12 protein-coding genes and 2 pseudogenes are annotated in these 14,727 nt (G+C 43.7%); 7 read left to right on the top strand and 7 right to left on the bottom strand.

Going from position 1 to position 14,727, the window contains the following annotated elements; all coding sequences use genetic code 11:
* Nucleotides 1-68: 68 nt before the first annotated feature.
* Nucleotides 69-1,499: a form I ribulose bisphosphate carboxylase large subunit gene (locus tag AACT52_RS13700; RefSeq protein WP_073631340.1), complete on the bottom strand. Its 1,431-nt coding sequence runs from the start codon at nucleotides 1,497-1,499 to the stop codon at nucleotides 69-71.
* A 474-nt stretch (nucleotides 1,500-1,973) separates the two neighbouring features.
* On the opposite strand from AACT52_RS13700, the gene AACT52_RS13695 reads away from it, so the two are divergent.
* The 3 genes and pseudogenes from AACT52_RS13695 to AACT52_RS13685 form a co-directional block, all read left to right on the top strand.
* Nucleotides 1,974-2,507, top strand: coding sequence for a GNAT family N-acetyltransferase (locus AACT52_RS13695; protein ID WP_073631337.1), 534 nt, complete (start codon nucleotides 1,974-1,976; stop codon nucleotides 2,505-2,507).
* A 313-nt stretch (nucleotides 2,508-2,820) separates the two neighbouring features.
* Nucleotides 2,821-3,606 carry a 3-methyl-2-oxobutanoate hydroxymethyltransferase gene (panB, locus tag AACT52_RS13690; RefSeq protein ID WP_073631335.1) on the top strand — a complete coding sequence of 262 codons (786 nt, stop codon included), beginning with the start codon at nucleotides 2,821-2,823 and terminating at the stop codon, nucleotides 3,604-3,606.
* Between the two features lie 58 nt (nucleotides 3,607-3,664).
* A pseudogene (locus AACT52_RS13685) lies at nucleotides 3,665-3,865 on the top strand (serine/threonine-protein kinase); the annotation flags it as partial.
* Nucleotides 3,866-3,937: 72 nt separating this feature from the next.
* Here AACT52_RS13685 and AACT52_RS13680 read toward each other — a convergent pair.
* A pseudogene (locus AACT52_RS13680) lies at nucleotides 3,938-5,141 on the bottom strand (RNA-guided endonuclease InsQ/TnpB family protein); the annotation flags it as partial.
* A gap of 63 nt (nucleotides 5,142-5,204) precedes the next feature.
* Here AACT52_RS13680 and AACT52_RS13675 point away from each other — a divergent pair.
* From AACT52_RS13675 to AACT52_RS13660, 4 genes are all read left to right on the top strand, one after another.
* Complete coding sequence (locus tag AACT52_RS13675; protein WP_198940912.1) at nucleotides 5,205-5,375, top strand: hypothetical protein; 171 nt, start codon at nucleotides 5,205-5,207, stop codon at nucleotides 5,373-5,375.
* 360 nt (nucleotides 5,376-5,735) lie between these two features.
* Entirely contained in the window at nucleotides 5,736-7,316 is a 1,581-nt protein-coding gene (gene serA, locus AACT52_RS13670) for a phosphoglycerate dehydrogenase (RefSeq protein WP_073631331.1), read from the top strand.
* Between the two features lie 132 nt (nucleotides 7,317-7,448).
* Nucleotides 7,449-8,375 (top strand): 50S ribosomal protein L11 methyltransferase, encoded by a 927-nt coding sequence (gene prmA, locus AACT52_RS13665; protein WP_073631329.1) that lies wholly within the window; start codon nucleotides 7,449-7,451, stop codon nucleotides 8,373-8,375.
* A gap of 608 nt (nucleotides 8,376-8,983) precedes the next feature.
* A complete protein-coding gene (locus AACT52_RS13660) occupies nucleotides 8,984-9,436 on the top strand; it encodes an Hsp20/alpha crystallin family protein (RefSeq protein WP_073631327.1) in 453 nt (150 codons plus the stop codon).
* 199 nt (nucleotides 9,437-9,635) lie between these two features.
* Here AACT52_RS13660 and AACT52_RS13655 read toward each other — a convergent pair whose 3' ends face one another.
* The 5 genes from AACT52_RS13655 to AACT52_RS13635 all read right to left on the bottom strand — a co-directional run bounded on the left by AACT52_RS13655 (nucleotide 9,636) and on the right by AACT52_RS13635 (nucleotide 14,695).
* Nucleotides 9,636-9,869, bottom strand: a complete 234-nt coding sequence (locus AACT52_RS13655; RefSeq protein ID WP_073631325.1) for a hypothetical protein — start codon at nucleotides 9,867-9,869, stop codon at nucleotides 9,636-9,638.
* An 884-nt stretch (nucleotides 9,870-10,753) separates the two neighbouring features.
* The gene (locus AACT52_RS13650) at nucleotides 10,754-11,512 is read right to left on the bottom strand and encodes a hypothetical protein (protein ID WP_073631323.1); all 759 of its coding nucleotides are present in this window, start codon (nucleotides 11,510-11,512) and stop codon (nucleotides 10,754-10,756) included.
* A 161-nt stretch (nucleotides 11,513-11,673) separates the two neighbouring features.
* Nucleotides 11,674-12,753: an ABC transporter ATP-binding protein gene (locus tag AACT52_RS13645; RefSeq protein WP_073631321.1), complete on the bottom strand. Its 1,080-nt coding sequence runs from the start codon at nucleotides 12,751-12,753 to the stop codon at nucleotides 11,674-11,676.
* 122 nt (nucleotides 12,754-12,875) lie between these two features.
* Nucleotides 12,876-13,760, bottom strand: a complete 885-nt coding sequence (locus AACT52_RS13640) for a carbohydrate ABC transporter permease (protein ID WP_073631319.1) — start codon at nucleotides 13,758-13,760, stop codon at nucleotides 12,876-12,878.
* Nucleotides 13,761-13,798: 38 nt separating this feature from the next.
* On the bottom strand, nucleotides 13,799-14,695 hold the full coding sequence (locus AACT52_RS13635) for a carbohydrate ABC transporter permease (protein ID WP_073631318.1): 897 nt from the start codon (nucleotides 14,693-14,695) through the stop codon (nucleotides 13,799-13,801).
* Between the last annotated feature and the right edge of the window lie 32 nt (nucleotides 14,696-14,727).

Raw genomic sequence — 14,727 nt, 5'->3', positions numbered from 1 at the left:
AGAATGAAGAGTGAAGAACGAAGAATGAAGAATAGCTTCTATCTTCATTCTTCTATCTTCTATCTTGCTCAGACGGTATCAACTGCTTCAAACTCGAACTTAATTTCCTTCCACAGTTCGCAAGCAGCAGCCAGTTCAGGAGACCACTTAGCAGCTTCGCGGATAACATCGTTACCTTCGCGAGCCAGGTTGCGACCTTCGTTACGAGCTTGGATACAAGCTTCCAGGGCGACGCGGTTAGCGGTCGCGCCAGGAGCGTTACCCCAAGGGTGACCGAGGGTACCACCACCGAATTGCAGCACGGAGTCGTCACCGAAGATTTCTACCAGCGCTGGCATGTGCCAAATGTGGATACCACCGGAAGCTACAGCCATCACACCAGGCATAGAAGCCCAGTCTTGGGTGAAGTAGATACCGCGAGATCTGTCTTGCTCAACATAGTTTTCGCGCAGCAGGTCAACGAAGCCCATTGTGATACCGCGCTCACCTTCGAGCTTACCAACAACGGTTCCGGTGTGGATGTGGTCACCACCAGACATCCGCAGTGCTTTAGCCAAAACGCGGAAGTGGATACCGTGGTTCTTCTGACGGTCGATAACGGCGTGCATCGCGCGGTGAATGTGCAGCAGAATGCCGTTGTCACGACACCAGCGAGCCAATGTTGTGTTGGCGGTGAAGCCTGCTGTTAGGTAGTCGTGCATGATGATGGGCATTTTGAGTTCTTTAGCGTACTCTGCCCGCTTCAGCATTTCTTCGCACGTAGGAGCGGTCACGTTCAAGTAGTGACCTTTGATTTCACCAGTTTCCGCTTGTGATTTGTGGATAGCGTCTGCAACAAACAAGAAGCGATCGCGCCAGCGTTGGAATGGTGCAGAGTTGATGTTTTCGTCGTCTTTTGTGAAGTCTAGACCACCGCGCAAGCACTCGTATACAGCGCGTCCGTAGTTCTTAGCAGACAGACCCAACTTGGGCTTAATCGTACAACCCAACAGAGGACGACCGTACTTGTTCAGTTTGTCACGCTCTACTTGGATACCGTGTGGAGGTCCTTGGAATGTCTTCAGGTAAGCAACAGGAATCCGCAAGTCTTCCAAACGCAGTGCTTTGAGAGCCTTGAAACCAAATACGTTACCTACAATTGAGGTAAACATATTGGTGACAGAGCCTTCTTCAAACAGATCCAGAGGATAGGCAACGTAAGCAATGAATTGGTTGTCGTCGCCGGGAACTGGCTCGATGTCATAGCAACGACCTTTGTAGCGATCAAGGTCGGTGAGCAAGTCCGTCCATACGGTTGTCCAAGTACCGGTGGAAGACTCAGCAGCTACAGCAGCACCTGCTTCTTCTGGTGGAACTCCTGGCTGGGGTGTAACGCGGAATGCCGCTAAAATGTCTGTATCTTTCGGTGTGTAATCTGGGGTGTAATAAGTTAATCTATAATCTTTTACCCCTGCTTGATACCCTGTTTTTGTCTGAGTCTTCGTTTGAGCGTAAGACATAGTTCCCTTCCAAGAAGTTTCTCTTTTTATTTAACAAATCACGTGTTGTGCAACTTTCCCTCACGTCAAACTCCTCCCCTGTGAGTGGGGGACAGATAAGGAAAAATCGCTTGTTAGGGGTTGCTTATTGCAAAAACTTGCTGTTTTTCTGCAACTACTGACGGAAATTCACAGATTGATCACTGAAAGACACAAGTCGCACATCACGTTAGTTTGTAGCCTGTTTCACAATATATCAAGAATCTCATAAGTTATTCTTTGAATATTTTTAACTTTTGTATTTAAATTTGTTATTAATGAATTATCTTAACATTATATTAAGAAAGCTTTACAAAAAGGATGTCATAATAGTAAGTCGCTTTCAATTACGGGTGTAAGGATGTTACGGTGCGGCAGACTCATTCTCCTGTAGGTGTACGGGAAAATAATTCCCTGACTCGTCTACACCCCTACACCTTGAGAAACATTCCTAAAATGCTTATTCCTGAACTTGAAACCCAACGCCTGCTGCTACGCGGATTCCGTGAAGAAGACCTTGATGCTTACGCCGAGATGTGCGGCGATCCTGATGTCATGCGCTACATCGGCGAAGGCAAACCTCTATCCCGCCCTGAGTCTTGGCGAAATATGGCAATGATGCTTGGTCATTGGCAACTACGAGGATATGGTATGTGGGCGGTTGAAGAACGTTCTAGCGGTGAAATGATTGGTCGGATTGGCTGCTGGAAACCTGAGGGCTGGATCGGTTTTGAAATTGGTTGGACGTTGCGGCGAACTTATTGGGGACGTGGCTTTGCAACGGAGGCAGCAAGGGCAGCAATGAACTATGCTTTTGGCAAGTTACAGCGATCCCATGTGATCAGTTTGATTCGTCCGGAGAATTATGCTTCAAGGCGAGTTGCCGAGAAGTTAGGGGAAAAACTGGAAGGGACAACGGAAATGTTTGGAGATGAGGTGGTCATTTACGGAATGAGTCGGGAAGATTGGCTAACGATAACGAATTGCTAAAGATGGTACTCTCTGGGTCTGCACTGGGTTTGCTACGATTAAATCCATATACTCAAGCAATGCTCAGAGCAAGTTCCCAGTCTTCCTTGTAGCCGTGTTTTCAGCATTACTTCTGAGGCTCGGTAATAAGTTATGGATTGGTACCAGTGAAGGTCTAGCTTGGTTCACGCCCAAAATTTAAGGCACAAAACCTGATCTAGCTTTGACTGGCACCGTCAAATAAACAAATTGGGAAGATGAGGAAGTTTTTTTTCCTGTATCTCCCCCCACCGCCCCCACTTTCCCCATTCCCTCGTAACTCTTGACTTAAACAATGGCTGTCACAACCCGACAATTAATCGAATGGAAACAAAAGGGACGTCCAATTGTGGCGTTGACTGCCTGGGATTATGCGATCGCTCAGATATTAGATACAGCTGGAGTAGATTTAATCCTTGTGGGAGATACAATGGCAGTGGTGTTGGGGTATGAAACAACACTGCCAATTACTTTAGAAGAAATGCTTCATCATGCCAAAGCTGTGCGTCGCGGCGTGAAGCGAGCATTAATGGTCGTAGATTTACCATTTTTGACGTATCAAGAAAGTCCTCAGCAAGCGATCCACTCTGCTGGGCGTGTACTTAAAGAAACGGGCGCTCAAGCAGTAAAGTTAGAGGGTGGCTCAAGAGCAATGGCAGAAACTGTTGCCCGTTTGGTGCAAGCAGGAATTCCGGTGATGGGTCATGTGGGTTTGACACCGCAATCCATACATCACCTTGGTTTGCGTCAACAGGGGAAGACAGAAGAAGCAGGGGAAAGGATATTACAAGAGGCGATCGCCCTAGAACAAGCAGGTGCATTTTGTATAGTGCTAGAGCATATCCCCGCTGAGTTAGCATTACATATTACGCAAAAAGTCAGTATTCCCACGATTGGCATAGGTGCAGGACCCCACTGTGACGGTCAAGTACTAGTGACATCAGATATACTCGCACTTTCAGAAAAGCAACCACCATTTGCAAAAATTTATACTAATTTGCGGGAGACAATTACCAAAGCTGTGCAGGATTACAGTACTGAGGTGAGGGAGCGAAAATTTCCAGAACTGGGTAGTAGGTAGTTGTTGGTTGTTAGTTGTAGAGACGCGCTCTCATGAAAGCGTCTGTACATTTGGAGCGTTGTTAACCACTAAGGAAAAATGCGTTATCAAGCAATTTGCACCACAAGTACAAGGAACTGGCGCACGTTATAAGGCAAAGGAACTATTTGAGCAAGAAGCAAGGCGACTGCAACAATTAGGGGATCATCCAGAAATTCCCACGCTATTAGCATATTTTAAGCAAGATAATCGCCTGTATTTGGTGCAACAGTTTATTGACCAGTAGTCTAGCAAGCAACGAGTGCAAGAAACAAAGCAGGTGACATACTCCTACACTCGTCCTTCGGACGCTCGTGTAGGCTTCCAAGACAATCCGGCTATTGCGCGCGGAGGCTCTTGGCTTTAAGAACGGAATGCCCTACCGCTCTATTTTTTATATTTATCGCTGCATTGTGGTCACGATCTAGCGAACAACCACACTGGCAAGAATGCCAACGTTCATGTAGTTTCTTGGGAACTTTCATGCCGCAACTAGAGCAGTCTTGTGACGTGTTCCTGGGATTCACAGCTATCACAAGCAAACCAGCGTTCTCGGCTTTGTTTGCAAGTATTGACAAAAAACTTGACCATCCCGCGTCATGTACAGACTTAGCTAGCCGCGTTCTTGAAAGTCCTTTAACGTTTAGGTCTTCATGAACAACAACATCATATTTTGACAACAATTGTTTTGCCGTTTTGAAGTGAAAATCCTTACGCTTATCAGCAACTTTCTTGTGTTGCTTACCCAACTGTTTTACTGCTTTACGTCTACGATTACTACCTTTTTTACGACGTGATACCCGTTTTTGAATGACACGTAACCGTTTTTGAGACTTGCGGTAATGTTGAGGAATAGCAATAGGTTCACCTTCAGAAGTTGTCAAGAACTCCTTTAAACCCATATCAATTCCTGTTATCGAATTAGGATTAATATCAGGTTTAACAGTTGGAACTGTTGAATCTTCTAGGCTTAGAGTTACATAGTATCCATCAGCCTTTTTGGTGACAGAAGCAGTCTTTACCTTAAATCCAGTTGGTATAGGACGATGCAATACAAGCTTGATTGAACCAAGCTTTGGTAAGTTAATCAAATTACCTTGAATGCAATCATCCTTCATCTGTGGATAGGTAAAAGTCCGGTAGCGGTCGCGAGGTTTAAACCTTGGTCTCCCACTCCGTTTTCCATTACTGTCACCACTTAAAAAACGGTCAAATGTTACCTTAACTCGCTTAACCACATCCTGCAAAACCTGTGAATGGATATCACTGTAGTGAGGATGACTTTTTTTAAGTAATGGTAACGTTTTCTTTTGTGAATAGTAATCTGGGTTATCCCTCAATTCTGGAAGATGACAAACGAGAGGACAGACGTTGATTGGACAACGATTCTGCTCATACCAATTAAATCTATCCGCCAACAAATAATTATATTGAGCGCAAAGCATAGACAACCATCTGTCTATTTCAACAGCTTGTTGCTTTGTTGGTCGTAGTTTGTATTGATATGCAGTCCTCATTTATTTATCACCTCCTTGTTGCAACTATGATAACATAAATGCAAAGGCGTTGTGTAGGCATCCATGAAGAATAAAGCATTAAATTTGAGGATATCAGAACGCAGGTTAAATAAGTTGCGGCTATACTCAGCTTGGAAAGATAAGACTATGACTCAAATACTTGAAGACTTCATTGACTCGTTACCAATTCCAGAGATAGACAAAAACTCGGACACCCTCTCCCGCGCTGACTGACAGTCAGCATAGGTCGAGGGTGTACCTCCTTTTTGTCCGGGCATTCATCTCACGCTCCCCTTCGGGTGAGACGTGAGGCTTCTGCCCGATTAAGCTAAACCTAAGAAAATTTCACAAATATATAGGTTTTGGATATGGGTTTTGGCACTGTGAATAGTTTATATTTACCGAGTAAGTGGCGTTAGATATGGGAGGAATCGCTGCACAGTTCTAACAATTGACCCTCTAGTATCATAATCAACAGACGTGGGCGTCACTTACTGCATATAAAAAGTCATCATTTCTGCTAAATTGCAAGCGTTTGAGTCTAAACTGAAAAGTCCGTCTTCCGGAATACCTCTAGCTTTAACATCAGCAATCATGTCTAAGGTTCTTGTCTCCGATCCAATTGACCAGGCTGGGATTGATATTCTCTCCCAAGTCGCCACTGTAGATGTCAAAACAAATCTAAAACCAGCCGAACTCATAGAAATCATTGGTGAGTATGACGCGCTGATGATTCGTTCTGGTACCCGTGTTACCAAAGAAATTATTGAAGCTGGGACGCAGTTAAAAATCATCGGTCGTGCTGGTGTCGGTGTGGATAATGTGGATGTCCCCGCCGCCACGCGCAAAGGAATTGTGGTCGTCAACTCTCCTGAGGGTAACACCATCGCCGCCGCCGAACACGCGCTAGCTATGATGCTGTCTATGTCTCGCTACATCCCTGATGCCAACGCTTCAGTGAAACGCGGTGAGTGGGATCGCAAAAGTTTTGTCGGAGCCGAAGTATACAAAAAAACCCTGGGTATTGTAGGCTTAGGTAAAATTGGCTCCCATGTTGCCGCTGTTGCCAAAGCAATGGGGATGAAATTGTTAGCTTTCGACCCCTTCATCTCCACGGAAAGAGCAGAACAAATTGGTTGTCAATTAGTAGATTTGGATTTATTGATACAGCAAGCAGACTACATCACGCTGCATATTCCCAAAACTCCAGAAACCACCCACTTAATTAACACCGAGAGATTGGCAAAAATGAAACCTACCGCCCGCATTATTAACTGCGCTCGCGGTGGGATCATTGACGAAGAAGCTTTAGCAGTCGCTCTTAAAGAAGGGAAAATTGGCGGTGCCGCATTGGATGTGTATGAGACAGAACCCTTGGGCGAGTCCTCATTAAGATCAGTGGGGAAAGAAGCTATCCTCACCCCACATTTGGGCGCTTCGACAACAGAAGCACAAGTCAATGTGGCAATTGATGTTGCTGAACAAATTCGCGATGTGTTGCTGGGACTTCCTGCGCGTTCAGCGGTGAATATTCCGGGACTGAGTCCTGATGTCATAGAAGAACTCAAACCCTATATGCAGCTAGCGGAAACCTTGGGTAACTTGGTGGGACAGTTGGCTGGTGGACGAGTGGAATTGCTCAATATCCGGCTGCAAGGCGAACTGGCTACAAACAGGAGCCAGCCTTTGGTAGTAGCATCTCTCAAAGGTCTACTTTACCAAGCCCTGCGGGAACGGGTGAATTACGTTAACGCCAGCATTGAAGCAAAAGAGCGCGGAATTCGCGTTATTGAAACGCGGGATGCTGCGGTTAAAGACTACGCAGGTTCCCTGCATTTAGAAGCTACAGGTTCTTTGGGAACTCATGCTGTTACGGGCGCTTTGTTAGGCGGGGGGGAAATCCGCCTCACCAACTTAGACGATTTCCCGATTAACGTTCCCCCTAGCCCACATATGCTATTTACCCTGCACCGTGATATGCCAGGGATTATTGGCAAACTCGGTTCCCTACTTGGTAGTTTTAATGTCAATATTGCCAGTATGCAGGTCGGTCGCAAAATCGTTCGTGGTGATGCGGTGATGGTTCTCAGCCTTGATGATCCCTTACCTGATGGGATTTTGTCTGAGATTACCAAAGTGCCTGGAATTCGTGATGCATATACGGTAACACTATAGGAGTCAGCACTCAGGAGGAGCCAGCACTGTAGGAGGGTTTCCCGACAGAGGTGACTGGCGTTCAGAAGTCAGAAGAAATAAATAACTCCCGTGTCTTCTGGCTCCTGAATTCTGAATTGTGAATTATGATTTATGGCAAACACTTGGTGGGAATTACAAATTTTATGTGAACCAGAGCTAGAAGATTCCATCTTTTGGCGGCTGGGAAATCTTGGTTGTCGCGGAATCGCTAGTGAAAGAAAAGGAAATAACTTGTTGATACGGAGTTATTTGCCCGAATTCCAAATGCAGCTTTCTTCTTTAGATGAACTCTCACAGTGGCTGCGTCAAGATGCTCTTTCTATGGGATTTTCTATACCGACTGTGCAGCGGGAGTTGATTGATGAGCAAGATTGGGCAACGAGCTGGAAACAATATTGGCAACCCCAGGAGATAGGCGATCGCTTCCTGATTAACCCCGCATGGCTACCAGTACCAGAAAATTCTGACCGTCTAGTTCTTCGTATGGACCCTGGTGTAGCATTTGGCACTGGCGACCATGCCACAACACAGCTGTGCTTGGAATCATTGGAAATGCAGTTGACTGACGCCCCTAACTCGGAAGGGAATGTGATCATTGCGGATATTGGTTGTGGTTCTGGTATCCTTTCGATAGGGGCGCTGCTGTTAGGAGCAAAGAAAGTCTATGCAGTAGATACTGACCCTTTGGCGGTAAAATCAACCGCAGAAAACCTCGCACTCAACAGTATAAGTCCAGAAAGGTTAGTGGTGGCTGAGGGGAGTGTAGAGGTTTTGACGAAACTGATTGAGCAACCAGTCGATGGTATCGTCTGCAATATTTTGGCAGATGTGATTATAAAGTTGGTTCCACAAATGAGTGCGATCGCTTTCAGCAGTGGGCAAAGCCCAATCGCCAAACCCAGCAGTTGGGGTATTTTTAGTGGCATTTTAGTTGAGCAATCCAAAGCCGTCTGCGACAGCCTAGAAAAGCATGGGTGGGTAGTTGCAACCGTGTTGCAGCGCAAAGAATGGTGTTGTATTAATGCGCGGCGTTCTTAAGCAGTCCTAAAAAAGGACCGCAAAACCAGTATTCAATTGAGTGCAATATAGCACAATACGGTTCAGTTAAGGTTGATGTGTAAAAAAATACGTAGTGTAGAGACGTGCCATGGCACGTCTCTACATTATGTTACTGATAAGGGTTTTGGTCTTATCTGAACGGTATTGCAATATAGCAGGATTGTAGGGGCACGGCAAGAACAGCCTCTACCCCAAGCCCTCGTTACCAGGCTCGAGCCTCCTGGTAACGCTGTCATTCCTAGGCTCTTGCCTCTCGTGTTTGGAGGAGGCAGGAGCCTCCAAAAAAAGCATTCCCAGGCAAAACCTGGGAACGAGGGATTCCTCCGAGTCCCCAATCCCTAACGTTTCGGACTTCGGCGTGAGCGCTCAGTCGAACGCTTCGCTCAACGTTAGCCCCGAGCGAAGTCGAGGGGCTAATCCCTAGTCCCCAATCCCCGTGAAGCTCCTTTCATCAAAGTTCGGTAATCATTATTTATGAGGTGATAAAAACCGGATTATCAATCACTTTATTGTTCAATAACATAAGAATCAAAGCAAGCTAAATGCTGAATTAACTAAACAAAATCCTATTGGTTGGAGACAAAACAATGGCATTAGTTCGTTGGAATCCTTGGCAAGAAATGAACTCCTTACAACGTCAAATGAACAGCTTATTTGATGAGATGCTCGTACCATCAGCATCTGTTGAAAGAAATTTCCCTAGAATTCCTGCTGCTGAATTGCAAGAAACAGCAGAAGCTATCCATCTCAAGCTAGAACTTCCAGGAATAGAAGCTAAAGACTTGGATGTGCAAGTCACACAAAACGCTATTTCTATTAAAGGTGAGCGTAAGTCAGAAACCAAGACTGAAGAAAAGGGTGTTACCCGCAGTGAATTCCACTACGGTAAATTCCAGCGCGTGATTCCTTTACCGGCTCGTATTCAAAATACCAATGTCACCGCAGAATATAAGGATGGTATTTTGAATTTGATACTGCCTAAGGCTGAAGAAGAGAAGAACAAAGTCGTCAAAGTTAACTTGGATCAAGCTGCAGCCTAATTGATTTTCAACAGTTATTAACTGCCTTTACCTTTAAGGCGATTTAACTTAAATGCACAGTTGGTTAGCCTAAAGGTAACGCTCAGTCTCTTTTATGAGACTGGGCTTTTTTATTGAGCAAAAAGCAATGCTACCAATTCTCTGTAAAAGCCCCTCCAGAATTGTCTAGAGGGGCTTTGTTTACGCTTGACCGCTTATCCTACCTTGGCTTAGCTACAGGTGAGTTCTGAACGCAGTTGTTTACGTTCTGGTTCTGATTCACATTCTGGGTATTGACGTATGCCCAGCTAGATCCAAATGAAATTGCAGCACCCACGAGCGCAGCAATAAGCGTTGGTGGTATTGGCAAACGGAGATTCAGCGAAACCTCTGATGATTCATGTTCAGAAGGAGATTTTGCCTGGAAGTTGCTATTAGAATGAAAGTTTGGCATAATTAAGCGGGCATCCTTAGTTACCTAAGCTGCCTGGTAAATTTTATAAAACAATTTCAACCTTGACCGTCGCCAAACGCAGGGTAAATAATCACAAGACTCAGTATGATTTGTCATGCTGAGTCTTCAGCTATCTAACAACTAAAATACTCGAACGAAAATTCAGTTGTCAAGCCGTTAAGCTTTAATATTATGGATGAATTTATTATTACCAGATTGTATTAACTAATAGGAATTGAGTTGATAACAAATACAAAATTAGACATATTTAAAAATGTACAAAAATATATTTTAGCTATATCAAAAAATAGTTGAAAGACGTTCAATGTAAGCCTAGCAAAGACAAAAAGTGTTATTTTTAAGGGCTAAAATTTAAAAAATACGTAAAAAATACAAAATTCAAACTCTATAAAAATACAAAATTATATTTTAGCTATATAAGCAGTAATTGAAAGGCTTTCAAGCTTCAAAAAATGGTATTTATATTAACTACAACTTAAAAAATATACAAACAATACGAAATTCAAACTTGATAAAAAATACAAAATTATATTTTACTTTTTGTCTCTCTCCATCAGAAATCCGACCTTGCGTACTACCAGAGCCAATTACCAGAGAATTTTGTAATTAAAAAAGCCCCTCCACGGTCAATGTAGAGGGGCTTGTTTTGTTTGGGCTGTGTGTTTGGTCTTGCTAGGCTCTCGTCCCTTCTAGGGGCTGTATACGCTTGTATACCTCTGTAGACGTTATGTGACTGTCATGTGGCTGGGTTGATCGCGTAGTCGCTTGGACTACGCGACAGTTACCTAAGAGATTGCACTTAAAATAATACCCCCTCGCGCTCTGCAACCAGCCGAACACGACAGCGAGGGGTATCATGATAACTAAGCTTTCCAATTACCTACTCCATTAAAAGCCTTATCTAACATACTTTTTCCGTAGCTCGGTAAGAATAACCAAATTAATGGATCTTCCATTCCTTTTCTTTTCTCCGAAGCATAAAGTTTTTCCCCTACGGTTCTTAGCTTGTTAAAAATTTCTTCAGAAAATTGTCTTTCATTTTCTGGTGACAAAAGCAGGATACCGATAAATTTAAAAATTAATAATCTTGCCTTGCTAAAAAACAAACTATCAGAAATGTCTAAGTCAGAAGGCTCGTATAGCTTGTCCTGTGTCTCTAGGCGCAAAGATAAAGCACCCAACTCAAAAAATAAATTTTTCCTAAATGCTTCATGGAACTCATATGAGATAGCTAAATTTGCGGTGACATACTCAGGCGTTATATTGAGGTCTAATTCCAGGTAGGCAAAAGTTTCAGAAAAGACGGCGTAAGCTCTGGCTAAGTACTTTTTGTAAAGCTCAATTTCCTTACTATCGCTCCTTTCTAAAGTTTTTATAAATGTATAGGTATCAATTAATTCATCCTTAATAGCTTCTTTTTGGTAGTTTTTCAATTCGCTGCTTATGTCTTCTGGTATTAAATCTGCATCCCCAAAGTTTTTAGAGAGTTCTGTTTCACTTAAGTTTTTCAGATAGTTAATTCTTGCTTCCAACTCTACAAAATATGGCTCGTGTTTTTTAACAGGCGTATTAGGTAAGCTTTTTAGCCTATTTAACACCTTTCTTCTGTTTTTATTGCCCATGTTTTGACTCTTCCACTACGGATAAGCTGTATCACTACAATGATACCCCTCACACTCGTTGATCATCTGATCGCAGAGAAGAGGGGGGTTCCCCCCGTTGTGGGAAGTGTCCGTTGTCCATCTGTGGTTTTTTTTCACAAAATTGACTTTAGCACTCTTATTTAATGAAACCGCAGCGCATCACCTGATTGAATATCAAACCAGTGAATATTTTGGGGTGGCAAAGCTAATGTAATTTCCTCATTATTCCATTTTTGGTCTGGAGGTAACAAAGCACGCACAGTCAACGGTTCTGTTTCAGAACTTGCAACACGCACACTTACTAAATTGTGCATACCCAAGTTTTCCACCAGATACACTTGACCTTGAATCGTCTGTGTATCATCTGGTTGTGGAATGCGGACGTGTTCTGGACGGATACCTAATATAATTTCCGGTGGTACTGTGGGTAAATCTGGCAAAAGTATTTTTGCATCACCAAGCATCGCATAACGTCCCTTGCAAGGTAGCGTCAGCAAATTCATTTGCGGACTCCCAACAAATCCAGCGACAAACAAATTAGCTGGTTGGTTGTAAATGCGTTCTGGCGGGTCGAGTTGCTGGACCAAACCGTCGTTGAGTACAGCCACTTTTGTGGAAAGTGTCATCGCTTCTGTTTGGTCGTGAGTTACGTAAACCACAGGGGCTTTTTGGGCGGCGAATATTTGCTTGATATCTGCACGGACTCGTTCGCGTAAGAGTGCATCTAGGTTACTGAGTGGTTCATCCAACAAATACACTTGCGCGCGACGCACCAACGCCCGACCGACGGCTACCCTTTGTCTTTGTCCCCCCGATAATTGACCGGGTTTGCGTTGCAATAATTCTTCTAATCCTAGAAGTTTTGAAACTTCTGTGACTCGTTGTTCAATTTCGGCGCGAGGAGTTTTTTTCAGCTTGAGTCCAGAGGCTAGGTTTTCGTACACACTCATGTGAGGATAAAGTGCATAGCTTTGAAACACCATTGCCATATTGCGATCGCCTGGTCGCTTAAACGTGATATCCTCGCTTCCAAGAAATATTCGACCACGAGTCGGTTCCTCCAATCCTGCAATCATTCGCAGTGTCGTAGATTTACCACAGCCACTTGGACCAAGTAAAGTCAGAAATTCATCTTCATCTACAGTTAAACTAACGTCTTTAACCGGAATGACTTTGGGAGTATAGGTTTTATTTAAGCTTTGCAGTTCAAGTGTAGCCATAATTTTTATTGCGGTTTGCAACCCTTATAAGGTAGACCAAAGAAATAATGAACCACAGATGGACACAGATGGACACAGATAAATAATTACTTCATTCAATTGAGTTGCGCTATATCTGTTGATTATCCCTTAACAGCACCAGCAGTAAGACCTTGAATAATCTTGCGCTGGAAGAACAAAACGAGTAAAACTAAAGGCAAAGTTCCAACTACGGTTGCTGCAGCAATGGGACCATAGGGAATTTCAAAGGTTGTTGCACCGCTTAATTGTGCCGCAGCAACGGGAATAGTTTTCATGTCTTCACGAGTGATAAATGTCAGAGCAAAGATAAACTCATTCCAGGCAAAAATAAATGTGAGAATTCCAGTCGTCACCAAAGCAGGAATTGTCATGGGTATTAATATTTGCAATAGCATTTGCAAAGTGTTGTACCCATCTACCCTTGCTGAATCTTCCAAATCTTTTGGTAATTGCTGGAAAAAGCTGCGTAACACTAAAATTGTCAAAGGTAAATTGATAGCAGTGTAGGGAATAATCAGCGCTAAATAGTTATTGCCCAAATGCAACTTTTGGATAATTTCTAATAGTCCCACGAACAGTAAAATTCCAGGAAACAAAGTCACAATGAGGATAGCTGCAAGGATGGCTCTTCCACCCCAAGGACGTAACCGTGCTAAAGCATAAGCAGCAGGCGCACCCAAGAGTAAAGATAAAGCTGTGGAAACAATCGAGACGAAAGCACTATTTAAAATGTAGCGCCAAAACGGACGGCGAGTAAATAATTCAATGTAGTGATTGAGGGTAATCCGAGTGGGAAAATAAACAGTGGGAATTTTGGCAATATCCTGATTCAACTTAAATGAGGTCAGTAATTGCCACATTACCGGTGCAAGACAGAAAACGACGACTAAGGCGATCGCTATCCAAAGCAAAATCTTTTTCCCAGGATTCTTTCCTTTTGTTGCTGGTTTAGGATGTGTGGTTAATCTTTCCTGAGTGACAGCCATAGCAATTTTAGATTTGGTTTATATTTGAAAATTTGCAGTTAGTAAGAAGTATTGATTCGAGATTTGTTGAGTAAAAAACTGGCAATAGCAACCGCTGCAATCAATAAAAGAAAAGTTACCACTACTAATGCAGCTCCATACCCAAAATCTAAGTAGCGCATGACAGTAGAATAGATATACAGCGATACCACTTCTGTTGCACCACCAGGACCACCTCCGGTCATGACAGCCATCAAATCAAAAACCCCAAAAGCCTGTGCAAACCGAAACAGCATGGCAATAAGAATTTGTGGCATCAAAAGGGGTAGAGTGATTTGGTAGAAGCTTTGCCAAGGTGTCGCGCCATCAATCGCGTGGGCTTCGTACAAATCTGATGAAATCGACTGCAACCCAGCGAGTAACAAGATGCTAATAAATGGAGTCGTTTTCCATACATCTGCAACTATCACGGCTATCATTGCCAGTGTTGGTTGTCCCAACCAGTTAATTCCAGTTTGAATCAAACCCAGCCGCAGCAGAATGTCATTGACAACCCCAAACTGGTCGTTAAAAATCCATGCCCAGGCAAGACCGATGAGCGCAGTAGGCAAAGCCCAAGGTAAAATGGCGATTGTACGCACTGCACCCCGTCCAAAAAAACGCTGATTCAAAATCAGAGCGATACCGAGTCCTAGCACTAACTCTAGAATCACCGTTGTTGCTGTAAATACTGATGTTGTCCAAAAACTTTGCCAAAAACGACCATCTCCCGCCATTCGTGCGTAATTTTCCAAACCAGAAAACACAGGTAGCAGCTTCGTTCCCAAATTTTGGGTAAAGAAACTCAACCAAAAAGCACGGGCTATTGGATAGCCGAAGACAAACAACAGCAACAGCAAGGCGGGTAGTAAGAAAAACCACGCTGTTCGTTGTTCTCGACTTCGTATTGTTTGCATGTGAGTTGCTAATTGTTAGTTGTTAGAGACGC

Origin of the sequence: Scytonema sp. HK-05 (assembly GCF_963872035.1) — a bacterium.
Lineage (GTDB): Bacteria > Cyanobacteriota > Cyanobacteriia > Cyanobacteriales > Nostocaceae > Kalymmatonema.
The sequence above is the reverse complement of the archived record's forward strand: the minus strand, read 5'-3'. Positions and strand labels throughout refer to the sequence as shown.

What these genes read in the sequence shown, in the direction of transcription:
- prmA (WP_073631329.1), top strand. Translation starts at nt 7,449, where the DNA reads ATGGCAAACACTTGGTGGGAATTACAAATTTTATGTGAACCAGAGCTA.
- AACT52_RS13700 (WP_073631340.1), bottom strand. Translation starts at nt 1,499, where the DNA reads ATGTCTTACGCTCAAACGAAGACTCAGACAAAAACAGGGTATCAAGCA.
- panB (WP_073631335.1), top strand. Translation starts at nt 2,821, where the DNA reads ATGGCTGTCACAACCCGACAATTAATCGAATGGAAACAAAAGGGACGT.
- AACT52_RS13660 (WP_073631327.1), top strand. Translation starts at nt 8,984, where the DNA reads ATGGCATTAGTTCGTTGGAATCCTTGGCAAGAAATGAACTCCTTACAA.
- AACT52_RS13645 (WP_073631321.1), bottom strand. Translation starts at nt 12,753, where the DNA reads ATGGCTACACTTGAACTGCAAAGCTTAAATAAAACCTATACTCCCAAA.
- AACT52_RS13650 (WP_073631323.1), bottom strand. Translation starts at nt 11,512, where the DNA reads ATGGGCAATAAAAACAGAAGAAAGGTGTTAAATAGGCTAAAAAGCTTA.
- AACT52_RS13675 (WP_198940912.1), top strand. Translation starts at nt 5,205, where the DNA reads ATGAAGAATAAAGCATTAAATTTGAGGATATCAGAACGCAGGTTAAAT.
- AACT52_RS13695 (WP_073631337.1), top strand. Translation starts at nt 1,974, where the DNA reads ATGCTTATTCCTGAACTTGAAACCCAACGCCTGCTGCTACGCGGATTC.
- AACT52_RS13640 (WP_073631319.1), bottom strand. Translation starts at nt 13,760, where the DNA reads ATGGCTGTCACTCAGGAAAGATTAACCACACATCCTAAACCAGCAACA.
- serA (WP_073631331.1), top strand. Translation starts at nt 5,736, where the DNA reads ATGTCTAAGGTTCTTGTCTCCGATCCAATTGACCAGGCTGGGATTGAT.
- AACT52_RS13635 (WP_073631318.1), bottom strand. Translation starts at nt 14,695, where the DNA reads ATGCAAACAATACGAAGTCGAGAACAACGAACAGCGTGGTTTTTCTTA.
- AACT52_RS13655 (WP_073631325.1), bottom strand. Translation starts at nt 9,869, where the DNA reads ATGCCAAACTTTCATTCTAATAGCAACTTCCAGGCAAAATCTCCTTCT.